General features: G+C 46.5%; 25 protein-coding genes and 1 pseudogene. 21 read left to right on the top strand and 5 right to left on the bottom strand.

The window, feature by feature from the left end:
- Window positions 1-21 precede the first annotated feature (21 nt).
- Window positions 22-945, top strand: coding sequence for an MBL fold metallo-hydrolase (locus tag LG211_RS09620; protein ID WP_253019644.1), 924 nt, complete (start codon window positions 22-24; stop codon window positions 943-945).
- A 79-nt stretch (window positions 946-1,024) separates the two neighbouring features.
- Here LG211_RS09620 and LG211_RS09615 read toward each other — a convergent pair whose 3' ends face one another.
- Window positions 1,025-1,798, bottom strand: a complete 774-nt coding sequence (locus LG211_RS09615; protein ID WP_253019645.1) for a CehA/McbA family metallohydrolase — start codon at window positions 1,796-1,798, stop codon at window positions 1,025-1,027.
- A gap of 145 nt (window positions 1,799-1,943) precedes the next feature.
- Here LG211_RS09615 and recQ point away from each other — a divergent pair, with 145 nt between their 5' ends.
- Window positions 1,944-3,773: a DNA helicase RecQ gene (gene recQ, locus LG211_RS09610; protein ID WP_148395030.1), complete on the top strand. Its 1,830-nt coding sequence runs from the start codon at window positions 1,944-1,946 to the stop codon at window positions 3,771-3,773.
- Between the two features lie 5 nt (window positions 3,774-3,778).
- Here the strand turns inward: recQ and rsgA are convergent, their stop codons facing one another.
- From rsgA to scfA, 3 genes are all read right to left on the bottom strand, one after another.
- Entirely contained in the window at window positions 3,779-5,398 is a 1,620-nt protein-coding gene (gene rsgA, locus LG211_RS09605; protein WP_336246051.1) for a ribosome small subunit-dependent GTPase A, read from the bottom strand.
- A 339-nt stretch (window positions 5,399-5,737) separates the two neighbouring features.
- Window positions 5,738-7,111 carry a thioether cross-link-forming SCIFF peptide maturase gene (scfB, locus tag LG211_RS09595; protein WP_253019646.1) on the bottom strand — a complete coding sequence of 458 codons (1,374 nt, stop codon included), beginning with the start codon at window positions 7,109-7,111 and terminating at the stop codon, window positions 5,738-5,740.
- A 103-nt stretch (window positions 7,112-7,214) separates the two neighbouring features.
- Window positions 7,215-7,361 carry a six-cysteine ranthipeptide SCIFF gene (gene scfA / locus LG211_RS09590; protein WP_148395035.1) on the bottom strand — a complete coding sequence of 49 codons (147 nt, stop codon included), beginning with the start codon at window positions 7,359-7,361 and terminating at the stop codon, window positions 7,215-7,217.
- Window positions 7,362-7,655: 294 nt separating this feature from the next.
- On the opposite strand from scfA, the pseudogene LG211_RS09585 reads away from it, so the two are divergent.
- The 9 genes and pseudogenes from LG211_RS09585 (at window position 7,656) to LG211_RS09545 (ending at window position 15,392) form a co-directional block, all read left to right on the top strand.
- Window positions 7,656-8,424 (top strand): annotated as a pseudogene (locus LG211_RS09585) (ABC transporter ATP-binding protein).
- Between the two features lies 1 nt (window position 8,425).
- Window positions 8,426-10,144: an ABC transporter permease gene (locus LG211_RS09580; RefSeq protein ID WP_253019648.1), complete on the top strand. Its 1,719-nt coding sequence runs from the start codon at window positions 8,426-8,428 to the stop codon at window positions 10,142-10,144.
- A 3-nt stretch (window positions 10,145-10,147) separates the two neighbouring features.
- On the top strand, window positions 10,148-10,342 hold the full coding sequence (locus tag LG211_RS09575; RefSeq protein WP_269477387.1) for an ATP-binding cassette domain-containing protein: 195 nt from the start codon (window positions 10,148-10,150) through the stop codon (window positions 10,340-10,342).
- Entirely contained in the window at window positions 10,321-10,527 is a 207-nt protein-coding gene (locus LG211_RS09570; RefSeq protein WP_269477386.1) for a hypothetical protein, read from the top strand. Before LG211_RS09575 ends, LG211_RS09570 begins: the two co-directional genes overlap by 22 nt.
- On the top strand, window positions 10,524-12,419 hold the full coding sequence (locus LG211_RS09565; RefSeq protein ID WP_269477385.1) for an FtsX-like permease family protein: 1,896 nt from the start codon (window positions 10,524-10,526) through the stop codon (window positions 12,417-12,419). Before LG211_RS09570 ends, LG211_RS09565 begins: the two co-directional genes overlap by 4 nt.
- Window positions 12,420-12,652: 233 nt before the next feature.
- Entirely contained in the window at window positions 12,653-12,853 is a 201-nt protein-coding gene (locus LG211_RS09560) for a hypothetical protein (RefSeq protein ID WP_148395042.1), read from the top strand.
- Window positions 12,854-13,177: 324 nt separating this feature from the next.
- Window positions 13,178-13,882, top strand: a complete 705-nt coding sequence (locus LG211_RS09555) for a hypothetical protein (protein WP_269477384.1) — start codon at window positions 13,178-13,180, stop codon at window positions 13,880-13,882.
- A gap of 210 nt (window positions 13,883-14,092) precedes the next feature.
- A complete protein-coding gene (locus LG211_RS09550; protein ID WP_269477383.1) occupies window positions 14,093-14,647 on the top strand; it encodes an RNA polymerase sigma factor in 555 nt (184 codons plus the stop codon).
- Window positions 14,640-15,392: a hypothetical protein gene (locus LG211_RS09545; RefSeq protein ID WP_148395048.1), complete on the top strand. Its 753-nt coding sequence runs from the start codon at window positions 14,640-14,642 to the stop codon at window positions 15,390-15,392. The genes LG211_RS09550 and LG211_RS09545 overlap by 8 nt, the downstream gene beginning before the upstream one ends.
- Window positions 15,393-15,870: 478 nt before the next feature.
- On the opposite strand, the gene LG211_RS09540 is transcribed toward LG211_RS09545, so the two are convergent.
- Window positions 15,871-16,965: a hypothetical protein gene (locus tag LG211_RS09540; protein WP_227755206.1), complete on the bottom strand. Its 1,095-nt coding sequence runs from the start codon at window positions 16,963-16,965 to the stop codon at window positions 15,871-15,873.
- A 140-nt stretch (window positions 16,966-17,105) separates the two neighbouring features.
- Here LG211_RS09540 and LG211_RS09535 point away from each other — a divergent pair, with 140 nt between their 5' ends.
- The 10 genes from LG211_RS09535 to dnaG all read left to right on the top strand — a co-directional run bounded on the left by LG211_RS09535 (window position 17,106) and on the right by dnaG (window position 25,615).
- On the top strand, window positions 17,106-17,777 hold the full coding sequence (locus tag LG211_RS09535) for a Bax inhibitor-1 family protein (protein ID WP_227755205.1): 672 nt from the start codon (window positions 17,106-17,108) through the stop codon (window positions 17,775-17,777).
- Between the two features lie 57 nt (window positions 17,778-17,834).
- On the top strand, window positions 17,835-18,089 hold the full coding sequence (locus tag LG211_RS09530; RefSeq protein ID WP_148395052.1) for a hypothetical protein: 255 nt from the start codon (window positions 17,835-17,837) through the stop codon (window positions 18,087-18,089).
- Between the two features lie 12 nt (window positions 18,090-18,101).
- A complete protein-coding gene (locus LG211_RS09525) occupies window positions 18,102-19,352 on the top strand; it encodes a M16 family metallopeptidase (RefSeq protein WP_148395054.1) in 1,251 nt (416 codons plus the stop codon).
- 4 nt (window positions 19,353-19,356) lie between these two features.
- On the top strand, window positions 19,357-19,785 hold the full coding sequence (gene dut, locus LG211_RS09520; protein WP_148395056.1) for a dUTP diphosphatase: 429 nt from the start codon (window positions 19,357-19,359) through the stop codon (window positions 19,783-19,785).
- Window positions 19,786-19,843: 58 nt separating this feature from the next.
- On the top strand, window positions 19,844-20,893 hold the full coding sequence (locus tag LG211_RS09515; RefSeq protein WP_269477382.1) for a catalase: 1,050 nt from the start codon (window positions 19,844-19,846) through the stop codon (window positions 20,891-20,893).
- On the top strand, window positions 20,890-21,078 hold the full coding sequence (locus LG211_RS09510; RefSeq protein WP_148395060.1) for a catalase-related domain-containing protein: 189 nt from the start codon (window positions 20,890-20,892) through the stop codon (window positions 21,076-21,078). Before LG211_RS09515 ends, LG211_RS09510 begins: the two co-directional genes overlap by 4 nt.
- Before the next feature lie 73 nt (window positions 21,079-21,151).
- Window positions 21,152-21,775: a DUF47 domain-containing protein gene (locus tag LG211_RS09505; protein ID WP_148395061.1), complete on the top strand. Its 624-nt coding sequence runs from the start codon at window positions 21,152-21,154 to the stop codon at window positions 21,773-21,775.
- Window positions 21,768-22,760, top strand: a complete 993-nt coding sequence (locus LG211_RS09500) for an inorganic phosphate transporter (RefSeq protein ID WP_148395063.1) — start codon at window positions 21,768-21,770, stop codon at window positions 22,758-22,760. The genes LG211_RS09505 and LG211_RS09500 overlap by 8 nt, the downstream gene beginning before the upstream one ends.
- 8 nt (window positions 22,761-22,768) lie before the next feature.
- Window positions 22,769-23,779, top strand: coding sequence for a deoxyguanosinetriphosphate triphosphohydrolase (locus LG211_RS09495; RefSeq protein ID WP_148395065.1), 1,011 nt, complete (start codon window positions 22,769-22,771; stop codon window positions 23,777-23,779).
- An 87-nt stretch (window positions 23,780-23,866) separates the two neighbouring features.
- Window positions 23,867-25,615, top strand: a complete 1,749-nt coding sequence (dnaG, locus tag LG211_RS09490) for a DNA primase (protein WP_269477381.1) — start codon at window positions 23,867-23,869, stop codon at window positions 25,613-25,615.
- Window positions 25,616-25,619 lie beyond the last annotated feature (4 nt).

Below are 25,619 nucleotides of genomic sequence, written 5' to 3'. Positions count from 1 at the left end.
ATTTGTGAGGATGATAAATTGATGAAAAAACAAGAAGCAGAATTTGGAGATGTCTTTGGAAATGGTCATGACCGATTTGGATTTCCCGATGGAATCCACCGCGTGACAGCGGGGCATGGCGGAGAAGCGATCTTGATTTGCGGCAGTGAAAAAACAGTGCTGCTGGACTGCGGCATGGCTTATTGCGGCGATGCTCTGGTGGAAAATCTGCGGCAGACTCTGGATGGCCGGCCGCTGGATTTGATTTTGCTGAGCCACAGCCACTACGACCATATCGGCGCTCTGCCCTATGTGAAACAGGCTTACCCTGACGCTGTCGTATACGGAGCAGCGAAAGCCCAATCGATCCTGATCCGGCCGGGAGCCAGGCAGCTGATGAAAGATCTGGGGCAGACGGCCCGTGATCAATATAAACCGGGATCAACAAAAGAAATCATCACCGACGGCCTGACAGTCGATGTGGTGATCGGGGAGGGCGATGAGATTTCTTTGGGCGATGAGACCTTGATCGTGATGGAAACCAAAGGGCATACGGACTGCTCCCTGACCTTTGTGCTGGAGCCCCTGAGCATGATGTTTGCCAGTGAAAGCACCGGAATATTGGAAAAGATCGATTATGTACATACACCGATTCTGAAAAGCTATGAGGATGCGATGGAATCCTATGAAAAGTGCAAAGCTTATGGAGCCAGATTCCTCGTTCTGCCTCATTTTGGTCTGCTGCCGGAAGATTTTAACGAAACCTATTGGGACTTTTTTGAAAAGGAAGTGGAAAACAAGCGGACCTATTTGCGCGGTCTGGTTGGGGAAGGGCTAACAGAGACGGAAATCTTTGAGCTTTACGCAGCCAAATATTGGGACCCCATCAAAGAGCAGGAGCAGCCCTATGAGGCCTTCATGATTAATTCAAAAAGCATTGTTAAAACATTGCTCAAAAGTCTTTAAAAAAACCAACCTTCCGCCGGGCTGTCTCTGCCGGAACAAATCCGGGAATGGACAGGCGCAGGCGAAATGTTGGCTTTGATTACGAACGGAACGGCAGTTTCATATGATGGTATTTCCGATAGGGCGAAATCAGCTTGGAAAGGCCGCGGTTATAGATTTTGTAACCCCAGACTCCGGTCCAATGGTCCTTGTATTTGGCTTTGGCCGTATACTCGCGAATAATGCCGCCGGCATAAAAGGGATGGGCTGCTTTCACTGCATGGATCAGATCGTTGTTGCACGTGATTTCATCATGGGTCACGGTCTCAGCCATTCCTACATAGCGTTCCTCATGGGCATCCGAACCTCCGAAAGTGGGCAGATCATATTTTTCCGCCAGTTGGAGGGCCAGTTCGTTGGACCTGGGAGATTCACATGTATTAAAGGTTTCAACGAAGTCAAAGCGCTCGAAGAGATCCATCTTCATGTTTTTAAAATACATAGCGCTGGAGCTTCTGACTCCAAAGGGGTGGGCGGGGCCCAATATTCCGCCGAAGCGATGGACGATTTTTAAGAGCCGCCGCAGTGTCATACCGCGGATATTTAAAATTGGCAAATAGAGGTTATCGGGCATGATAACCAGCACATGCCCGGCATCCTTGGTGTCGTATTCAACGCCCCGGAGAACCACGAAATCTGCGAATTCCGGCCGATGCTTTATTCTGTCCCAGGCTCTGCAGCCTTTGTAGGAATTGTGGTCTGTAATCATAAATCCGTCGAAATCCTGTTCTTTCAGCAATTCGACATAGCGCTCCAACGTAACCTTGGAATCGATGGAGCCTTCTTTTGTGTGGCAATGTAAATCGAATTTCAATGTGCAACACCAGCTTTCTTTTCTAACTAATTTAACTATAAACCTATTTTTTGCGAATTTCAATTAAGTTTGCATTATTTTTTTCTTGCGAAGCAAGAAATATTCGTGTATCATGGAATAAAATGGAAATTGACAAGGGGACTATATGGACATAAAAAACGAAGCAGTGATTTTGTTGAAAAAATATTTTGGCTACGACTCCTTCCGCGAGGGGCAGGAGACCTTGATCAGCAGCATTCTGGATGGAAAGGACACCTTTGGCATCATGCCCACCGGAGCGGGCAAATCGATTTGCTATCAGCTGCCGGGAATTATGATGGAGGGGATTACTCTGGTCATAACTCCGTTGATCTCGCTGATGAAGGATCAAGTGGCGGCTTTGAAAGAAGCAGGCATCAGGGGCGCCTATTTCAACAGCTCTCTGACACCGGGCCAATACCGCAAAGCGCTGGCTCTGGCGAAGCAGGGTACCTATAAAATCGTTTATGTTGCGCCGGAGCGGCTGATGAACCGGGAATTTTTGGATTTTGCCCAATCGGTGAAAATCGCCATGGTAACGGTGGATGAGGCCCACTGCGTTTCACAATGGGGCCAGGATTTCCGCCCCAGTTATCTGAAGATCCTGGAATTTGTGGAGCACCTTTCTCAGCGGCCCATTATCAGCGCTTTTACCGCGACTGCAACTAAGCAAGTGCGGGAAGATGTGGTTCGGATTCTAAGGCTGGAGGAGCCGACTGTGCTGACCACTGGTTTTGATCGGAAAAATCTCTTTTTCTCTGTGCAAAAACCTGGCAATAAGTACAGTGTTCTTAAAAACTATCTGGATACCCATCCTGGGAAAAGCGGCATTATCTACTGCCTGACCCGTAAATTGGTGGAAGAGGTTTGCCAGCGCCTTGCGGCCGAAGGCGCGGCGGTTACACGTTACCATGCGGGCCTGAGCGATGAGGAACGGCGTCAGAACCAGGATGATTTTATTTATGATGTAAAGCCGATCATGGTTGCCACCAATGCTTTCGGCATGGGCATCGATAAGTCCAATGTCAATTTCGTCATTCATTATAATATGCCGAAAAACATTGAAAGTTACTATCAGGAAGCGGGCCGGGCAGGCCGTGACGGTGAAAGGGCAGACTGCATCCTTCTTTACGGGGGAAAGGATGTCATAACCAATCAGTTTTTTATCGAAAAGGACAATGAAAATGAGGAGATCGATGAGGAGGAAAGGGCGCTGATCCGGGAAAGGGATCGGATGCGTTTGAAAAAGATGACCTTTTATTGTCATACCAACGATTGTCTCCGAGGCTACATTCTCAGCTATTTCGGAGAAAAGGCCCCCGGCTACTGCGGCAATTGCGGAAACTGTCTGACTCAGTTCGAAGAGCAGGATGTGACCAGGACCGCAAGGCGTTTGATTGGATGTGTGGATAGCTGCGGCCAAAGGTATGGCCTCAATGTGATTATCGATGCGGTTCATGGAAATAACACAGAGAAGATCCGCCGCTATTTTCTGGATGAAAACGATTACTACGGCTTGGAATCGGATAAATCCGTCCATTATCTGCGGCAAGTGGCGGATCACCTGCTGCTGAACGATTATTTGGTGCAGACGGACGACCGCTACAGCGTTTTGCGCCTGGGTCCGAAAGCCGGATCCATTTTGGCCCGGGAAGAAACGGTCACGATGAAAGTGGCCAAGGACAGAGAACCTGCGCAGAAGCAGGCCAAGTCCAAGAAAATCGATTATGATGTGAAAAATCCAGAGCTGTTTCAAGCCCTGCGGGAGCTGCGCATGAAATTCGCCAGAACCCAGAGCGTACCGCCATATGTGGTATTCACCGATAAATCGCTGAAGGAGATGTGCGCCGTAATGCCAGAGAACAAGGAGCAGATGCTCCAAGTCTCAGGTGTGGGCGAGTCCAAGTATAAGAAGTACGGCGAGGCGTTTTTGGAAGTGATCCGGGCATATCGATAAGAAACTTATCTTCGTTTCTTTTTGGCAAAATCGCGCGCCTTTTTCATGCCGCCGACTTCTTCGAACATTATATTGAGCTTTTTGGTTTCAATCTCTTTGCTGGAAAGTCCGTCATAAGCGGATTCCCGTTTCAGCTTGCAATAATTTTCAAAGTGACGTCTGTCCAGACTGCCTTCTGCCAGGGCCTGCCGGACCGCACAGCCCGGCTCCCTGGTATGGGAACAGTCCCGGAAACGGCAATGCCTGCTCAGAGCTTCAATATCAGCAAAGGGCAGGGAGAGGCTGGCCGTATCAATTCCCAGTTCACGCATGCCCGGGGTATCGATAACCATACCGCCCTGGGGCAATAACAGCAGCTCTCTGCGAGTACTGGTGTGGCGGCCTTTGCCGTCGCCGGAACGGATTTCTGAGGTTGTCAGAAGTTCTTGTCCGGCCAATCTGTTGATTAAGGTAGATTTACCCACACCGGATGAACCGATAAAGGCCGTGGTAATGCCCGGGCGCAGATAGGCGCTTAGCTGCTGCCAGGAATCCGGATTCTGACTGGAAACGGCCAGAATGTCAGCATCAAAGGCAGCCGCCTTTACTTCTCTGAGGATGGTTTTCTGATCCGCGCACAGGTCGGCTTTTGTCAGGAGAATGACCGATGAAGCCCCGCTGCCGGATGCAATGGATAAATATCGTTCCAGACGATTGAGGTTATAGTCTTGATTGAGGGACATGCAGATGAATACCGTATCAATGTTGGCGGCGATGATCTGGCTCTGTCCGCTGCTGCCGGCGGCGCTGCGGGTAAGGACGCTTTTTCGGCTCAGGATGTGATGAATGATTCCATAACCCTGATGATCGTCCCTGCGGTCAACCATGACAAAATCTCCTACAGCGGGAAAGTCTGCGGTACAGCTTCTATCATATCGAAATTTCCCGGAGGTTTGAGCCAGCATTTCACCACAGGGACCTATGAGCCCGTACAGCTCTCGATACTGGGAAATGACGCGGGCCAGAGTTAATTCCGGGTAGAGAGCCGCTTGATCCAGGAAGCGCGGAGCAGCTCCATATTCGGCCAGCGGGTTTTCCGGTTTGTGAGTATCTTCCTGTGTCTGGGGGAAGAACTCCGGCGCGTACTGGACCACAGCGTTGATGAAAGCGGGGACCTGTTTTTGTGTTTCGTCCAGAGGTACTGCCATAAAATTTTCCGGCGGAACCGCAATGGGAGAATGAATTCCCCATTGGGCCGCCGGCCTGTAGCCAAATTTGGGGTAATAGGTTTCATGGCCGACTAAAAGGCAGATTTGATACCCCATCTCTCTGGCAATCCGGTGACCTTCTTCAATAAGAGCCGTGCCGATCCCCTGGCGCTGACAGCCCGGCAGGACCGATAGAGGGGCAAGGACTAGGGCTGGTATGTCGCTGAGGCCCGCTTTTGTAAAGAGGATATGGCCTACGATCTGCTTGTTTTCTTCTGCTACCAGAGAAAGCTGGGGAATGAAAGCCTCACTTCGGCGCAGCCGTTCCACCAGGTTTTGCTCGTCGCCGCTGCTATGTGAGGCGGTTTTAAAGGCTTTTTTAATGAGCTTATATACATTCAGGTAATCTTTTGGTTCTTCTTTTCGAATTAGAAGCATGTTCGTTTCTCCTTTTCTTCATTTATAAAATAACTGCGGGAGTGAAAAGGCGGAACACGGATTTCGGAAAAAGAAAAAGACATAGCTCAAGACTATGTCCAAATCATTCAAAACCTTAATTTTCAAGGTGTGAATATGGTCATAGCTCTGTCCGAAACTCTGCACGACAACTAAACGGATCAAAAGACCGCTTCCCTAAAATCGTCTGCAATTCGTGTTCCTTACAGAACAATAGCCACAAAGACACCACCTTTCATTTGCATTACTTTTCTTTATCATAGCATCGCCAGGCAGCCGGGTCAACTGGAAAAAACTGATTTCCTTCGGCTCCGGCTTAGTCTAAAGTTCTTCGCACATCTCAGCGACCTTCAGCATAATGGCGCATTCGATGCGCTTTTTATGGAGCTGGCAGCCCATTTCATAGATGCCGGTGATTTTTCCCGTTGTATGATAGGCATTGGCCGCACAGCCTCCGCTGCAATATAACTTGGCGAAGCAATCGCTGCATTCTTCATGGGAATAAACATTGCAGCCCTGGAATTCATCACAAACGGTATGATTCGTGATCCCATCGTAAATGTTCCCCAACAGAAACTTCTCGTCGCCGACAAATTGATGACATGGATAGAAGTCGCCGGAAGGGGTTACCGCCATGTATTCGGTTCCTACGCCGCAGCCTGAGATTCGTTTTACGATGCATGGGCCGCCGGTCAGGTCGATCATATAGTGATAAAAGTTAAAATCCCGTCCTTTGCCTTCCCGCTTGCGCTCCAGCATTTCGCAGGCCAGCCGTTCATATTCGCTGAGCAGCTTCGGCAGGTCGGACTGGGTCAGCGCATAAGGCGCATCCGGCGGCGCCACCACCGGCTCGATGGATAGCTCCTTAAAACCCAAATCCGCCATATGCAGTACGTCGCTGGCAAAATCCGTGTTGTAATGGGTATAGGTGCCGCGCACATAATAGTCCTTTTGATTCCGGCTTTCCGCCAGCTTTTTGAAAGCGGGCAGAATGGCTTCATAAGTGCCGCCTTCGTCCAGAGTACGGCGCATGTTGTCGTTGACATCCTTCCTGCCGTCCAGGCTGATGACCACGTTGCTCATTTCTTTGGCCGCGAAATCGATGACGTCATCGTCCAGCAGGATCCCATTGGTGGTAAGGGTAAAGCGGAAGGTCTTTTCACATTCTTTTTCACGGGAGCGGCCGTAAGCCACCAGCTGTTTTACCACATCAAAATTGAGCAAAGGCTCGCCGCCGAAAAAGTCTACTTCCAGATTGCGGCGGGAACCGGAATGTTCGATCAGCCAGTCCAGAGCCCGTTTTCCCACCTCATAGCTCATCAGCGCCTTTTCTCCATGGTATTCGCCCTTTCCAGCAAAGCAGTAGCCGCAGGTCATATTGCAGCCATGGGCCACATGGAGGCAGAGAGCCTTGACCACGGATTGGCGTTTCTTGAATAAATCGGCTTCTCCTGCAAACAGGTCTTCTGTATAGAGCTTGTTTTCTTTTTTTAAGGTTTCCAAATCATCGATAACTTCCTGCACCTCGTTTTCCGTGATGCCGTGGCGCCGGGTGATGATGGATGTGAGCTCCTGGATGGGCGTTTTGCCGTAGAGCTGGATGATATCGTAGGCCACATCATCCACCGTGTGAATGCAGCCGCTGTTTGCGTCCAGCACGATGTTGTAGCCGTTCATTTTATATGGATGGATCATAAATTTGTCCTTTCGTAACAAGAAAATAGCTGCATCCGCCTCGAAAGGAAATGCAGCAATATCGCAACGTTCTACAGATTCGGCAGGGCCGAATGGCTATGTACTAGTTCTTGCACTGTTCGCACTGCTGGTTAGCAACGCTGCAGGATGTCTTGCTCGCTGACTGGCAGGAAGTCTGGCATTCGCCGCATCCTCCGGTCTTAGCAGACTTTGCAAGATCGCGAGAAACTAATGTCTTGATTCTTTTCACTTGGAATTCCACCTTTCTGTTCAAAATACTCGTAAAAATCGGTTCAACATGAGCAATGATAACATATTTTTTCCCGGTTGTAAAGGGATGGAAAACTACCAATCTGTCCAAAACAGCAAATGACGAATTGGAATTTTTGTGATAAAATAGGGGCGTGTATTTGTGTAAGCAATAAAAAGGGAAAGCATTATGGTTTATGATAACGTTAAGCGATTATACGGCAGCTGTCAGCGGGCCTCTTACGGCCTGTTTGCGTCTGCCGTTTTTGTGTGTATATGAGGAAGGTGAAGCGAGATGGAAACTATTTTGCGGACAGTAAACATCAGCAAGCGATACCAGGCGGGCGGCGTTACTACGGAGGCGCTTAAGGATGTTTCGCTCAATCTGAAAGAAGGGACCATTCTGGCGGTCATGGGTAGCAGCGGTTCGGGCAAGAGCACTCTGCTCCATATTCTGGGAGGGCTTGAGGCTCCCGACAGCGGGCAGGTTTTTCTTCAGGGGGGAAAAGACGCCGATTACTTACAAAGAGCCAGAAGTCACCCTCTATCGAAAGCGATATATTGGATTTGTTTTCCAGCAATTTCATTTGATGCAGGATTTGACTGTGAAAGAAAACTTATCCATTCCCCTCTTGGTCGAGAAAGCGGATCCGCAAACGATCAGGCTCAGAGTAAGCAAAACGGCACAGCAGCTGGGCCTTACGGGAAAGCTTTTGAATAAACCGGCCCAGCTTTCCGGCGGGCAGCAGCAGCGAGCCGCCATTGGACGGGCTATCATCACCAATCCCAAGATTATACTGGCGGATGAACCGACAGGAGCGCTGGACTATCAGACTGCAAAGGATGTTCTGGATCTTCTGTGCAGGGTCTGTAAGGACAGCGAGGCGAGCATGATTCTGGTCACCCACGACCCGCTGGTCGCTGCCAGGGCGGATCAAGTCGTTTTTCTCCATAACGGCCAGCTCCGGGGTGAGCATGTGAATCAACCTGGACGGGATAACCTTTCGGAGATTTTGACAATGATTCGCAGTCTTTCTGTAGATGACGAAAAAGGAGTTGAGTGATTTGCGTGAGTTAAAGCATTTAGCGGAAACACTTTTGATCCGTTCCAAGAGTTTGACCCTTTCCTGCCTATTCAGCCTGACTTTTGCTCTTTTTTCCATCATGCTTATGGTCAATTTCGCTGTCAATTCGCTGATGATGGAAGGGGTGGGAACAAAGGAAGCCCAATCGCTGATTCTGATTGTCGCCATACTGGCGGCGATGGTGCTATGTGTCAGCAGTCTGTTTACAGCGGCTGTCTTTGGAAGCTATTTGAGAAAGTATCATACTGATATGGCAGTGCTCCGGGTCTTAGGCGGCGGGCAGCAGCAAGTGCGGGGTATTTTGGAGAGGCAGATCCATATTCTGCTGATTATCAGCTTTGCCATCAGTCTGCCGGGATGCTGGTGCTTTTATCAATGGGGACTGCCTCGTCTAACCAGCCTGGCACGCCTTTCTGATTATGGGGCGCTGCGGTTTCATGTTATCTGGTCTTTAGCCGCAGGCATATTCATTTGTCTGCTGATCAGAGCCGTTCTGTTATCCCTGGTTGTAAAGCAGGGGAAGATGCTGCCCGTGGATGTGATCCGCGGCCAAAAGATCGGGCAGAACGAGTCTGGCCGCAGGAAAGCGCATTCCTTTCGGTTTGACAATGACTTTACCTTTTCCATGCAGCTGCTGGCGCCCAAAATCAGAGAAACTCGCTTAATTATTGCTACAATTGCCATATTGACCGTGATGATCATTTTCGGATCTTCCATGTTTCAGATGCTGTCCGATAATGGAAGCGAATATTTGAAACGGGTATACATCTCCGATCTGGTGGCTATGGAAACGGAAGACAGTTCTGGGCTTAACGAGCAGTCCGTCGATCGTATCGAGCAGGAACTAAAAAGCTGCTCCCAGTTTGAAACTGCGGTGATGTTCATGGCAAATGAGATCACGATAAAAGATGGAGGGGAACGGGAGGAAGTGTTTTACCAACGGGGAGACCTGAACGCTCTTTTTGAGCAGGGATTGATTTCCCATGACATAACCGGCAGCGGAGTGCTGGTCAGCTCCAATTTTGCCAAAGAGCATAATTTGAAAACCGGCGATAATCTGACCGTCGAGGCTGGCGGCCATGAAAAAGAGCTGCTGATTCAAGAAATCTTTCCTGCTCAAAACCGGTATTGGGCGGATATCCTGGTTGATAAGGATAACCCGAATCTGGTTCCGCCAGGCCCTGATTTTCTGGACACGCTCTATATTTCAGGTGATACGGCGGCTGCGGAAGAGAAACTGTCAGAATTAAAAGAGCAGTTCCCGGAGCTGACCTGGTCGACTTTGAATCAGCGTCTTGATTATGAGAAGCAGCTGGGCCGGGAGCGGGGCGGATTGTTTTTTATGACAGTCTGGTGTCTGGTGGTGATTGCCGGGATCGGCTGGATCAATTCTTTAAGCAGCATGATCAAAAGCCGGGAAGCGGATTATAATATGCTTCATGTTTTGGGATTCGTGCCCCTGCGGGTGGTGAAGATCATGGTTTATCAGATTGCTGTCTATTTGCTTTCAGGCATCTTGATCGGCGCTGTCCTCGGGGCGGGATTTTTGGCGCTGATGCATATCGGGTTTGGGGCGATGGTCATGCTCCTGCCGGCCATTGGATTCATGGTCCTTTTGTGTCTGCTGCTCATACCGGAAATCCGCAGGATTGCCTGGGGGAAAAGATTGTTGTGTGTCATGAAGGAAAATGAGGGGTAAAAAATGGATTTGTTGACTGTAAAACATCTAAAAAAGGTTTACCGACAAAGCTCCAGGTCCGCAGGGACTGAGGCGCTGAAGGGCGTGTCTTTTAAAGTGGAAGCCGGGGAGTTCGTCGCGATTATGGGTCCTTCTGGCTGCGGGAAAACCTGGATTCGGCCGCCGCAGCCAATATCATGGACTGCTTTCTCCAGCTAAACCAGGAGCAGAAGCGGACGATTCTTATGGTGACCCATGATGCGTCTGCTGCGAGTTTCTGCGGCAGAGTGGTGTTTTTGAAAGACGGAAAAGTGATAAAAGAAATCAAAAAAGAAGCGGAGAATGATGAGTTTTATCAGCAGATTTTAGGAGAGCTATCCGCCTTCAGGAGGTTGGGAGCATGACTTATGGAGAAATGCGCTGGAAGATCTTCCGCTATCATTATAAAAGCTATCTGCTGTATTTCATCTGCTGCGGCTGCATGATTGCGGGATTTCAAGTTTTCGCTGGCATTTTCATGAATTCGGAGTTCATGAACCCGGAAATTGTAACGTCCTACATATCCTCGGATATCTATGCTCCCAGCGCAATCGCGGCGCTGCTGTCCCTCTTTTTCATTCCTTATTCCCACGGATGCTTTAATCGACAGTTGAAGAAAGACTACGCTGTCTTTTTGTCCCTGGGGCTGGACGCCAGGACCTTGAACCGGAGCATGATCGGAGAAAATGCCCTCATCGCGGCGGCATCTCTTGCGGCAGGACTTGCTGCGGGCGGATTGCTGTCATATGGATTTTATTTTTATATCATTCACGTGCTCCATGTGGACGGCCTTCATATGGGTTTCAATCCGGCGAGTTATGCCGTAACGGCAGGCTGGTTCATCCTCCTATATGCAGGCTCCATTGCATGGGGCGCATATGCGGATTTTCGACAAACGATTGCGGCACTGCTGAAGGAATCCATAAGAGCAAGAAAAGGAATGAGCTCCAGTAAATTGATTTTTCTTTTGGGATGGGTTTTAGAGGCGGCCGTGATTGCATACCTGTTTTTCTGGTATGATGCGGATCACAATAACAATCTGGCCATTTGTTTTGCCATTGGTACGATCGGTATGCTGCTGATTATCTTTCATTTTATGGCTGCAGTGGACTTTTTAAAAACACGGCTGCCCAGGTTTTATTATAAGAATCTGTTTTTCTTTACCGACCTTGCCCATCGTTTTGGCAGCACGAAAAAAATCATTCCGTTAACAGCGGTGCTTTTAGGTTTGGCCATCTTTTTTCAAGCCTGGCCCTTTGCGGCTGACCAGATCACAAAGCGTGACGTGGAGATTATGCACCCTTATCAGATCGCGTACCCTGTCATCGACGGCATGAATCGTATTTCTGAACAGAATTTACATGAACTAGCAGAAGAGAACCATGCCAAAATCATTAAGGATCGGCAGATTGAATTTTTATTCTTTGAGAGCAATTCGATTTTTTCTGCGGAGGAGATCAATCAGCTGTTTCATAAGGATTATCAGGTTGAAGAAGGAACGGCAGTGACTGTCTTTCAGTACCCCAAAGAGGACGGAAGGGCCCACCGGCTGCCTGCAGGACGGGGGCTTGGCGTTGATCTTGCCAATGGGGAGCACGCCTATTATGCTCCCGCTGGAGAAGTGACCGACGTTTTGACAGGCGATCTAATGGCCTTATCGGATGGCGTCATGCTGCTTCATGAAAAGGATTACGATCGGATAAAAAGCCAGGCTGACGGCTGCTATGCCGGGTCAATCAGGCTGCTGGACTGCAGATCGCAGAAGGAATCGCAAAGACTGGGCGATGCTTTAAAGGTTTATTTTGCTGTTTCCAATGAGTCAGAAGAGGACGCTGACCATTACAGCTTGTATACGAAATCCGATACAATCACGGAGGACAATCAGACCAATTCTTTTATGCTGTTTGTGTTTTCTGTGATGGATTTCATGCTGTATTTGTCCGCGCTGGTCATGCTCCATTTCAGGATTGCCATTCATTTAGAAGGGGACCGGAAAAAATATGAGAGCCTGAAAAAAATAGGGGCAGCCAGCGGAGACCTTGATTGGTTTATGGGTAAGGAAATCAAACTGATGTTTTTAACCCCGGCGGTGATCGCCCTGCTTGGAGCGGCGCTGTACGGCAGTGCGCTCTTTCTTCTTTCGGGCGCAGCGCAGAGATATCTCTTTGGCGTTCTTGTGATCGGGAGCCTGGTTATCGGTGTCCAGATGCTTTTGTGCCGTTTCTATATGGGCTATTGCCGAAGGCGTTTTCTATAAAAAGATCTTGAGTGAAATGCAGTGCGTGTATGGTATAATCAGGATGTCTGCTAAAGAGTGGAAAGGATAGAATGGAAATCAAAAGGGAGGTCAAAACGACAACACCATTAGCGCTCTTGCAACTTTTTGATTTATTTGAATTTTTTGATAATTAAAAAAATAACGCTTGAGCCTGCTATTCTTTGGGTATATAATAAAAACATAAAAAGAAACATTGAGAAAGGAGATACGACATGGATATGAAAGAAAAGATGAATCTGCAAAACGAAGCGGATTTCCCAGAATATCTGGAAAATGTAAAAGATGAAGAAGAACCGGAAATGATCGATTACAAAGCGATGGATCTTACGGAAGATGAGAAGATGGAATATGAAATGGAAAAGGCTCGTAAAGAGGAGGACTATGGGGATCAATATATGGAGGCCGCAGAATAGAGCACAGAAAGGCATGAAAAATAACAGGTGAAAAAAATGGTAATACTTCCGGAAATCAGCAGGATATGCTCCTTGTGAACACAGAACACCGAAGCGGTGGAATCTGTATCATGAGGAGCATATTTTGTTGCAATCAAAGAGATCAGTCTTTGCATGCAGTCTGACTTCGGTTATCTTGCTGCTTGGTCTTTTCAAAAAATGATTCTTTTTTTGAAACTTTTTTAGCCTTACTCCATCTAATATAGTGTAAGCAAGTATTATGCAGCTGGCCGGTTCAAAGCCAGATTTGATATTATGGAAAATAATTAAGAGGTGGATAAATTCATGTTAAAAAAAGTTGACCTGGATGAATGTATGAATGAAACTGGCATAGATACAGAATTTGTTATAACAAACAAAAACAACAAAAAGGTATCTCTCAAAAACGTGTATGAAGTAATCGATAACAATATAGGCGTTCAAATTGCAATGTCGGAGATATTGCTGATAACAAATGATGCGGAAAATATTAACGATATGGTCGCATTTATATCTTTGGAAGAGGATAAATGCATTGATTCGCAGCTGGAAGAATTATGGATGAGTTTTAAGTCGGTATATGTAATTGTGGACGAATTTAAAAATAAAATTGCATGTCAAGTATCCCAACCAACACCAAATGCGATTAGAATGTTTGTACAAGCCTATAATGAACAACGACTAAATAAATGGATCTATACGTTTTATTCAGGTGCAAAGGCTTGTGATTGTAATCAGATCGCATTATATGAATACCTAAGTGATGGTTCAATTCATTTAAATCTTCAATCATTACAAGAAGATCCTTTCTTTCAATATGTTCTTTATAGCAAAAGAAATTGTATAATACAACCAGGGCTTTTTGTTTCTCAATATGAATTGAGCCAAGTCGATGAGATTCCTTATATAAGAGAGATTTGCTCGATTGTAAATCATTTGTATATTATGATACAAAGATCAAAAGACATAGACGGCAAAGAAATTTACGAAAAATATTTGACTTGGAAGTAAAAGGTTTGATAAATAAAACTATCGTTCACGGCCGGCCTTGGACTCTATCAGAATTGACTTCGGCAGCGGAGTGTCCAATTTTTGTTCTGCAATCTTGCTCGACACGGCTCGCAAGTTATAGGAAAAAATCCATTGAAAGTTATGAGAGCAGCTGAATTTATGTGTTATACTTAATTAACGTCGTTGCAATGGTTAAGGTGGTAATACATAATGGGCAGAACGCAGCAAAAGGACATGATCTCAAAAGCGATACAATTGTATGAAGAAGTTTTTAGATTTGCTTTTCGTAAGATAAAGGACAAGGATGCGGCGCAGGATATCGCACAAAATGTCATGGAAATTGTCATATCCAAGATGCACACGCTTAAAAACACAGAGGCGCTTAAATCCTGGGTCATGAAAATCACAGCAAATGAAATCAACGCATACTTTCGGAAAATAGAAAAATATAGGAAGAACACCATCGACCTTCAACCGGATGATGGTTTGGACATCATTGAACAGCTGCAGGATTTAGAAGCTGATATCCTGGAAAAGCTCACTAGGGAGGAATCGCAGTATAATGTGATAAAAGCACTTTTGAGACTGGAAACCATCTATCAGGATATTATCCGGGACCATTTAGTGTATGAAATCCCATTCACCTTGATCGCTGAGAAACGCAAGATCAAATATAATACAGTTAAAACCCGTTACAAAAGGGGAATTGAAAGTTTAAAGAAAGAATTCGAAAAGGTAGAGAAAGGGGGATGCAAGGATGAGTAAAGATGTCCATGAAGAACTGCAAAAAAGAATGCAGCAGGCATGGCAAAGCTATGAACCAGATGCGGAAGATATCAACGTTCCTGCCCCTGATCTAGCTTTTTTGCAAGATGGAAGTTCCAAAGTCATAGACCCACAGGAAATGAACCTGGATTTCTTGTCAGGGGAAAAGAAACATAAGCGGCATATATCAAAAGTCGCAAAAGTGGCCGCGATATTGCTTGCAATTTTAGTAACAAGCAGCGGAATGGCTGTTTTTATGAATTCGGATGCATCCTATGGTGTAAAAGGCGTTTTCCAAAACATAAAACACTATATATCACCCCAGGAAGAACCATCTATGAATGAACAAGGGTCTCTCTCCCTGGAAGTTACGGACTGGGAGAAGTTGGACGAGGGAAAAAATGTCGTGCCAACTTTGTATATCCCTCAATATATCCCAAAGGATTATACGTTTTCAAAGTGTACTTTTTTTAAATCAGAAGGAATCGCTTCGAACTTCTATGAATTTACAAAAGGAGAAGAAACATTACTGGTTACTGTTGATACTTACAATGGCAGCACGGATATTTACCTTAGTGGTGAGGAATATAAATCGCCATACTCAGATAAAGAAATATACGTGGAAAAAACGGATGGTGAATATACCGCCACTTATGTTGATGAATCTATTTACATTCGGGTGGTAAGTACCATTTCCAATGAAGAAAATGTCAAGGTTATTGAGGGCGTAGAACCGTCAAAATAACCAGGCTTTGAGCAGGGCAGTGTTTCTTCTTTCCGATGCAAGAAAGCGGTGTGAGGCGGCTTACTGAACACCACCATGAGGAAAATCATCGCTATTCCGGTTTACAGAAAGGCATCACGATAATTTTTAATCGCTGAATGGAGAAAAACACCAACAAAGGGATAATTTACCCAAGGATCATGCCTGATTTGCGGGTGAAAACGCCTAAAATCATCGCGGATGACCAAGATTAGCCGCATCAGCGATGATTTTGCCTAAAAGCTCTCAGTTGCCCGTCCGGCTGCACATCATCCCACCGAAAATCTGTCAGCTGCCCCTCCGGCCGTCAACCTGTCAATCAGCGCCCGGTCAGTGAACCGAGCCTTACAACCTTGAAATCCGGCAGCTGCGGCCGCGAACAAAACCAACAACAAGAGACCATCCCCCCAAGAAGGGAGAACGGTCTCTTTGTCTGTAAAAAACGATCTTTACAGTCTGCCTATCTTCTGTGGCGCGGCTGCGGTCTGCATGGATCGCAATCGCAAGGTTCAGGTTTGGGCGGAGCACATTCATTACAGCCGCAGTCGTTGGCGATGGGCGTGCCGTTGCTGTCACATCCGCAGGCCGTATTGGCAGGCGGCGGAGCGCACGGATCACACGGGTCGCAGGGATCGCAGCATGGGTCGCCGCAGTTTTCCGCTGTATCCTGCGGGCTGATTCTGTTGGGGAACAGGGTCGGGAAGGTGGTGCAGATCGGATTGGTCTGTGCCGGAATTTCCGCGAACCCGGTGGAAAGAACGCACAGCTGAACCGGTACGGTTACTTTTTTCTCACAACTTACGCATAAAGCAATAATCAGGTTGCCGCATACTTCTCCTTCAGGACCTACAGTCAAATCTCTGCCGCAATTATTGGTGGCAAGACGGGTTTCGCACGCAACATTACTGAACTCAGTAAACCTGGGAAGGAATGCACTGTCCACCGTACTTGGCATACAGATTTCAAAGAAATTGGTCAGAATCAGCGGATGGGAAGCCGTCGCAACGTTTACTTCCGCACATACTGTAAAGACACTTTCATTATTGCATCTGTCGCATAACAGCAGGTCGATGTATACTAAAACGTTTCCTGTGATGCTTACGTTCTGAGTACCGAAGATCGGCGTTCCCATGCATTTATCATCACATTCTTTCGTATCGGCGTAAAGTACCTTTTCCGAAAGGGTTCCGTCAGGTCCTACGACCTCCAGCGGATTCCCCTGGCTATCCTGTAAAAACGTGGCGCCGGAGATGCTGGTGTCAACATCCAGATTCAGATTCCTGGGATCATCTACATTACATGGATTAAAAAACCTCTTACAGCGAATATCTACAACTCTGCTGATGGTGTGCCCGCAAGGAATGTTCGGAGTGAACATTTGTCCCTGTACAGTCTTCATCCCCTGAAGATTAAAGAGTACAGCATCGTAAACACTTTGGGCATAGATCGGAGTGCTGACTACATCGTCGAGCTTTCCGTTAAACTTGCAAAGATTGCCTGCATTGCAGCAATTCTCGTAGAGGTCCGGCGCTGGCCTGTTGCCGAAACAACTCATATGGTTACCTCCTTTATTTCACAATAACGTATTCTTGGATAGTATATGAATGTTTTCAAATTTGTGTTACAGGAGTAAATTTTATTGGCAAAGAGAAGAACTATGGTATAATACTCAAAAAGGAAAAGGGGTGTATAGGAATGTCACAAGGAAGTCTGGTGAATAAAAATCTTCGATTTACATTATCTCCTGGCGAGAAGGAAATAAGCGTTCGGACGTACAATCTGTTGATCGGCTTGACGCTTTTGTACGGCTTTGCTGTAAATGCGGCTATGGTGGTGCTGTTTCGAGGTGTGTTCGATGGAATCAACCAGTGGGTACTGCTGATCGGATATTTGGTGTGTGTGTTTGTGGGGGCAGCGCTGACGCGAAGCGACAGTGCAGGCGTCAGTTTTCTTGGGTACAACTTTATTGTTGTACCGCTGGGAGTGATGCTGACGATTCTGCTACCTTACTATGGATCACAGCTGGTCTTTGAGGCCATCGTCATTACGGGGGCTGTTACGCTGCTCATGCTGGCTGCCGGAACGCTATTTCCCGCTGTTTTCCTGGGAATGGGCAGGATGCTTTTTTTCACGCTGGTTGTGGTGTGCATTGCCGAGCTGTTTTGTATATTTGTCTTAAAAGCCGATTTTGCTATTTTTGACTATGCGGTGGTACTGCTCTTTTCTGCCTACATTGGATATGATTGGGCAAAAGCCAACCGGTATCAGAGGACAGTAAACAATGCCATCGACAGCGCAACCGATCTATATATGGATATTATCAATATCTTTATTCGCATTCTGGCGATATTGAACAGGAATCGGTGACAGAGCGGGATAATTGTGTTACAATATAATTTACTTGAAGAAAAGGTACGGATAGTTATGAAGCAAAAAGACCCGGTGAAATCACAACAGGAAAAAGATGCGGAAGAAAAACAAGGCGTGGCCAAACGAGCCAGCCTTGCTATTTTTATGCTGGTGCTGATTTTGTTCGCAGGAGTTCTAGGTATCACTTATTTTTTTGAATTGAAGTTCGGAAAGACTGCGGGCACGGCGGCATTGATCGTTCTTGCGCTGGTTATTGCCGGTTATCTGTACAGAAGAGAAATCATGGAGAAAATAAAGAGAAAGAAATAGGGTGTTATTAGAATGATTCAAACGAGGAAACTTGATTGTGGTACCACCGTTATTATGGAGCAGATCCCGCATCTGCAATCTGTAGCGCTGGGAGCCTGGGTACGGGCAGGTTCGGTGGATGAACCTGCCGAGATCGCAGGTGTTTCCCATTACATTGAGCATATGATGTTCAAGGGGACGGAGAAGAGGTCCGCAAAGGAAATCGCTGCTGACGTGGATCGGATCGGCGGACAGTTCAATGCCTTCACGGGCAAGGAGGCAACCTGCTACTATATAAAAACACTTTCCAGCAATTTGGATAAAGCTGCCGGGATTCTGCTGGATATGCTGCTCAATTCCAAGATGGATAAAGACGAGATGAAAAAGGAAAAACGTGTCATCTGTGAGGAGATCAAGATGATTCAGGATACGCCCGACGACGATGTTCATGATACGGTCTGCGAGCTGGTATTCAAAGGTAACCCTCTGGGAAATTCCATTATCGGCACACCGGCTTCTCTGGATAACATTGATCGGGATGTTTTAGTAGACTACATGTCCAGAGAATATACCAGAGATAGTATTGTGATCGCGATAGCGGGCAACTTTGATGAGGAGGCGATATGCACGCTGTTTCAGGACAAGCTGGGATCGCTGGGAGCTGCCAAAGAAGAAAAACGACATATGCTTCAGCCTTATTGCCCGGGGTATAAAGTGAAAACCAAGGATATTGAACAAAGTCATATCAGTTTGGCCACCCAAGGAGTAGCCTTGGAAGACGAAGCCTATTACGCAATGGGACTTCTGAGCAACATTATGGGCGGAAGCATGAGTTCGCGGCTATTTCAGAACATCAGAGAAGAAAAAGGACTGGCTTATTCGGTTTATTCCGTAGCGAGCTCCTTTAGCAGCAGCGGATATTTTAACATTTATGCGGGTGTTGCTCACAATAAGATTAAGGATGCCATCGCCGGCATTAAGGAAGAGCTGGAAATACTAAAGCGTGATGGTGTGACAAAAGAGGAACTGGCAACAGCAAAAGAACAGATGAAAAGCAGCTATATTTTCGGGCAGGAAAATGTGACAGGGAGGATGTTTTCCATAGGCAAGAATATGGTGATCTGTGGTAAAATCCATACACCGGAAGAAGTGATCGAGGGATTCAATCGGGTAACGATGGACGACATGCGAAAGGCTGCGGATAAAATCTGTGATATGAGCGCCTATTGCGGCGCTGCGGTTACAAACGAAGAGTTTGATTTGAAAGCAATTATGGAGGCGTAGATCGATGGAGATCAAAATTCGAAGCGAACGGGGTTACTTACCGGCTTATGAAACGGATGGCTCTGCAGGAATGGACTTGCGAGCTGCATTAAAAGAGCCGGTTTCTCTGGAGCCGGGTGAAAGAACGCTGGTGCCTACCGGGCTGTATCTGGAGCTGCCTTTTGGGTATGAAGCGCAGATACGTGCCAGAAGCGGCCTTGCAATCAAGCGGGGTATCGGTCTTGTCAACGGCGTCGGCACCATCGACAGCGATTACCGGGGAGAGATCAAAGTAGCTTTGATCAATCTGGGAAAGGATCCCTTTGTAATCAAGGACGGGGATCGGATTGCCCAAATGGTAGTCGCCAAATATGAGCGGGTTGCCTGGAAAGTTTCTGATAACTTGGAGGACACGGAGCGGGGACAGGGAGGATTTGGACACACGGGTGTCTGAAAACACTGGAGAAACAAAAAAAGAATCTGTCGCATATATTACTTTGAGGTGGTATATGATGACAGATTTTTTATTAGGCCGGGAATATCCCTTAGATGTTCCCGAAATAACGGCAAAGCCCTCCGCAGGGATAGAGTCTGCGCAAGGGACCTTCTCGTTATTAGAAAAAATAAGTGAGCTCAATAGCAAGACTACAAGACCAAGATTGATTCATCAAAAGGGCGTGGCCGCCTGTGGCAGATTCAGCCCTTATATGTCTCTTGCCGATTATACGCAAGCCGCTTTTTTGCAGGATCCGGAAAAGGAAACGCCGGTAATTGTACGCTTTTCACGGGCTATGGGAGAACTGGGCGCCAGCGATTCGCTCAGAGACATGAGGGGAATGGCGGTCCGTTTTGATACGGATGATGGTGACTATGATCTGATCTGCGGCAGTACGCCGATTTATTATATCAATGATCCGTCTAAATTTCCTTCCATGATTCGAAAGCTTTCTCCTACTCAGATGGAATGCGGAGAAGAAGTGGATTTTTGGGGGTTCTTTGCGGAAAACCCGGAAGCAATTAACTTGATTATGTGGCTTTATTCCAATAGAGGAACCATAAAATCCTATCGATATATGGAAGGGTATAGCGTTAATACCTATCAGTGGATCAACGGTGATGGCGAGAAGCTGTACGTTCGCTATCGATGGAATCCGCTCTGTGAGGAGGAGGACAATGAGAAACGTATGGGAATTTCAGCTCAGGAGGCGGAGTTTCTGGCCGGATTTTCACCGGACTGCTGCCTTCGAGATCTGGCTCTTGCGATCGAGGAGAGGAATTTTCCGGTCTACGAGTTGGAAATTCAGATGATGAATGATTCTGAGGTTTGTAACTGTGATTTTGATTTTCTCTCTACAACACTTTTTTGGCCGGAAGACATTTATCCCTATACGAAGATCGGTAAGATGGTTCTGGATCGACTTTTGCCCAAAGAAAAATATGAGAACCTTTGCTTTGCGCCTTCAACATTGGTTTCTGGAATTGCTTTTGGCAATGAACGGTTTCTGGAGATTATGGATTATGCCCATAAAGATGGATGGCGGCAGAGAGGAGGGGTGAAATGACGGAATTCGAGCAGGCTGCCCGCCAGTTTGAGGCAATGAGCGAAAAAGAGAGAGAAACGTTGGCAGATAATATCGCTGAAAGCCTTCTATTCACTGATGAATTGGTTCGTGAGGCCGTATTGGGACATTTCGGAAATGCCTCCCCGGAATTGGAAAAATTTTTAAGAAAAAGATTCACTTTTTAATTTACTTTAACACAGAAGCAGTGTTATTATAAATTCATAGACTTATTTACGAAAGAGAAAAGAGGAATGATAAATGATCGGTGTTAAGAAAAAAGAAGACGAATTTTTTCAGCTGCTAATCGACTTTGCAAGCAAGATTGTAAAAGTCGGAGAGTCATTTTTAGATCTAGTTTCCAATTACGAAGACGTGGCTGATAAAGTTGCCGGAATTAAAGTTCTGGAAACAGAATGCGATATGCAGGCCCACAAAATCCTGACGGCGCTCAACGCTTCCTTCATCACTCCCTTTGACAGAGAAGACATCTATGACATTACCAAAGAAATGGATGACATCGTAGATTCTTTGGAGGAAGTGGCAAACCGGTTTATCGTATTCGATGTAAAAAAGCTCAAACCGGAATGCCTGACAATGGCATCGTACATAATGCAGGCGATCCGGGAACTGGAAGTTCTCTTTAAACACCTGTCGGAAGTGAAGAAAAACAGCGTGGTTCACGAACAGATCATTGAAGTGAACCGAATCGAAAACGAGGGAGACCTCTTATATCGAAAAGCACTGACCGAGCTGTTTCGAAAAGAAGTGAATCCAATTGAACTAATCAAATGGAAGCATCTTTATGAGCAGCTGGAGACGAGCCTTGACTCATGTGAAAATGTAGCAAACATAGTTGAAGGAGTGGTAATGAAATATGCTTAGCGGAATCTTAGCCTGCGTTGTTTTGTGTGCATTAGTCTTTGAATTTATTAATGGATTCCACGATACGGCAAATGCCATTGCGACTTCCGTATATACCCGGGCTCTTACGCCTAAGAAAGCGATCATGCTGGCGGCTGTCATGAATTTGGTGGGAGCTATGGTCAGCGAAAAGGTTGCGATGACCATATCCAGCGGCCTTGTGGATGTGGCGCTGGAACAATACGTGATCTTCGGCGCGCTGATCGGCGCGATTATATGGAACCTATTTACCTGGTGGAAAGGAATTCCCAGCAGTTCATCCCATGCGCTGATCGGCTCTCTGATTGGCGCTACAATTGTGTTCACTATGGGCACGGATCATGTTCTATGGGGAGGAGTCATGCAAAAAGTCATTATTCCGTTGTTTACATCGCCGTTTATCGGCCTCCTCATCGGATTTGGATTCATGAAATTGATTTTTCGATTATTTGCCAGCTGGTCTCAGGCTAAAGCCAACCGTGTATTTTCCAAACTGCAAATCTTTTCGGCAGCACTGGTTTCCTTTTCCCATGGCAACAACGATGCTCAGAAAACTATGGGAATCATCACTTTGGCGCTGATCACAGGAGGTGTTCTTGATCCGGGCAGCGGTGTGCCTTTGTGGGTGAAGTGTGCCTGTGCCTTCATGATGGCTCTGGGAACTTCTTTAGGCGGCTGGAAAATTATGAAAACCATGGGCGGCGGTGTGACCAAACTTCAGCCTGCCAGCGGTTTTGCGGCTCAGACAGCATCCGCTCTTGTTATTGAAAGCATGTCCTTCATGGGAGCGCCCATCAGTACGACCCAGGTCATCACTACGGCCGTCATGGGTGTGGGCAGCGCTAAACGAATTTCTGCCGTCAAATGGGGGATCGCGCAGAACATTTTCATCGCCTGGGTGGTGACGCTGCCGATTACCATGATTTTAGGAGGTCTTTCCGTTTGGATCATTCAGTTCTTTATATAGGAGATCAGATGATTACGAGAGAAGCAATTGAAAAACGTGAATATGAGATAATGTCCCCTTTTGCCGCCAAAGTGGCGGAAACAAGGGGACGCAGGACTCCTGAGGAAAAATGCGCAATCAGAACGGATTATCAGAGAGACAAGGATCGAATTATCCATTCCAAGTCCTTTCGCAGATTGATGCACAAAACTCAGGTTTTTTTAGCCCCGGAAGGAGATCATTTCCGTACCAGGCTGACTCACACCATTGAAGTTTCGCAGATTGCCAGAACCATTGCCAGAAGCCTGGGACTCAATGAAGATTTAACCGAGGCTATAGCCATGGGACACGATTTAGGACATACGCCCTTTGGACATAATGGGGAAAAGGTTTTAAATGAGTTGTACGAAGGCGGTTTTCGTCATAATGTGCAGAGCCTGAGGGTGGTGGATGTCTTGGAAAGCAACGGCGTCCGACGGGGCATGAACCTTACGCAGGAGGTTCGGGACGGTATTCTTAATCATACCGGCCCAGGCATACCATATACGCTGGAAGGGCAGGTCGTCAAAATCAGCGACCGGGTGGCCTATATTAATCATGACATCGATGACGCGCTTCGCAGCGGAGTCATCACAGCCGAGGATTTGCCGAAGAATTGCATTCAAGTGCTGGGGGAGACCCATCGAGCTCGAATAAACACCTTGGTTACAGATTTAATCAACAGCAGTTTTGATCAGGACCATATTTCCATGAGCGAGTCTTGTTTCAAACATATGAATCTGCTGCGCGATTTCATGTTTGAAAATGTGTATCACAACAATCGAGTTAAAAAAGATGAGGATCTTGAAAAAGTAAAGAACATTTTGGAGTCGCTTTATCGATACTATCTGGAGAATCCGGGCCAGCTGCCCAAGGATCTGCAGGAATTGATTCCCGAATTCGGACTAGCTGAAATTACCAAGGATCATATTGCGGGAATGACAGACCGTTATGCAATGAACCTCTATACAGATTTGTTTGTACCCAAAGGGTGGAAATAAATAAAAAAATTTTAATGGAAAAAAAGGAAGCTGCATACTTTTGTCGAAAAAGATTATGTTAATTAAAGTTTTTTATGAGGAGCAAAAGTGGGTGCAGGAAATAATACAGTTGACGAAATAAAAAGCAGGTGTAATATTGTCGATGTTATCGGGCGCGTAGTCCCCTTGAAAAAGGCGGGCAGCAACTATAAAGGTGTTTGTCCGTTCCACAATGAAAAGACACCTTCTTTTGTTGTATCTGAAACAAAGCAAATTTATACCTGCTTTGGCTGCGGAGCTACTGGCGATGTGATCAGTTTTGTACAGCAGTATTATCAGCTGGAATTCATACCGGCCATCGAAAAGCTGGCCGATGAATATGGCATTACCATACAGAGAGGCTTTCACAAGAATGAAAACAAGGAAGAATCCTATCAAATCAACAGGGAAGCGGCCAAATTCTTTTTCAAAGCCCTCAGGCAGAGCGCCAATCCAGGCTACGCGTATATGAAGAACCGGGGGATCACACCGGAAATGCTCAACAAATTCGGCATTGGCTACGCGGATGATAAGTGGGACAGTCTGTATCGGTACTTGACCGGGCTGGGATTTAAAAAAGAAAAACTCCTGGAATTGGGATTGATTTCCCAGTCTAAGGGTAAATATTATGATAAGTTTAGAGACCGTGTGATGTTCCCGATCATGAACACCAGCGGCAAAGTGATCGGATTCGGGGGCCGGATCGTGGGTGATGGAAGTCCCAAATATCTCAACTCCCAGGAATCTTCGGTTTTTCTGAAGAAAAACAATCTCTACGGCCTGAATATAACCAGGCAGGAAATCAGCAAGGAAGACTGTGCCATTCTGGTGGAAGGCTATATGGATGTGATTTCTCTGTACCAAAGCGGCGTGCGGAACGTATCCGCCTCGCTGGGAACGGCATTGACTGAAAATCAAGCCAAGATGCTCAAACGCTATACGGACAATGTGGTTCTTTCCTACGATGCCGACCAGGCTGGAATAAAGGCGGCTCTGCGGGGATTGGACATCCTGTATGGGGAAAACTGCAGGGTGAAGGTCCTCCACGTCTCTGACGGAAAGGATCCCGATGAATTCGTAAAGAAGAATGGGAAAGCGGCCTTTCTGGATTTGGTGGCGCAGGCGCTGCCTTATGCGGACTATAAACTGAGCCTTCTGCGGCAGGAATACGATTTAGATTCCACAGAAGGCCGAGTAGATTTTTTAAAAAAAGCAGCGGAGATTCTTAGGATGCTCAGTCCTGTGGAAGCGGATATCTACATAAAAAAACTGGCAGCGGAAACAAAAATATCAGAAGGTGCTATAAGACTTGAAATAACTGGCAATACTAGTGAAAAGCAGGCACCAGAGCGAACAGCCGCCAACAGAAAAGGTGCCGATGCAGCGCCGGAAGATATCACCATGCTGGAAAAAAATATGATTAAGCTGATTTTGAGAAACAGCAGTTATTATCCAAAACTGCTGCCTTATGAAAACATCGCATTCACGACTGTCTGCGGACAGAGCATATATAAGGGGATCAAAGAGCTTTATGCAGAACATGAAGAAATTGATGTACGAAAGCTGGCAGACGGGTTGGAAACAAACAATGCGGAGATCTTAAAAAACATTTTGGAAAATGTGCGTCTGGCACATAAGGAAGAGAAGATTTTTGCCGATTGTTTAGAGACGATTCGGATGAAAGAACTGACTCAGAAGGAGCAGGAGCTCATCATGCGGCTTTCCATGGCAGACGAAGAAGAAAATAAAGAAATGATCAGAGAGTTGACACAAGAACTTATGAATATCCAGAAGATGATGAAAAACGGTAGGGGGTAAGATA

The sequence above is a fragment of the Hominibacterium faecale genome (assembly GCF_020734085.1).
Classification (GTDB): Bacteria; Bacillota; Clostridia; order Peptostreptococcales; family Anaerovoracaceae; genus Hominibacterium; species Hominibacterium faecale.
The sequence above is the reverse complement of the archived record's forward strand: the minus strand, read 5'-3'. Positions and strand labels throughout refer to the sequence as shown.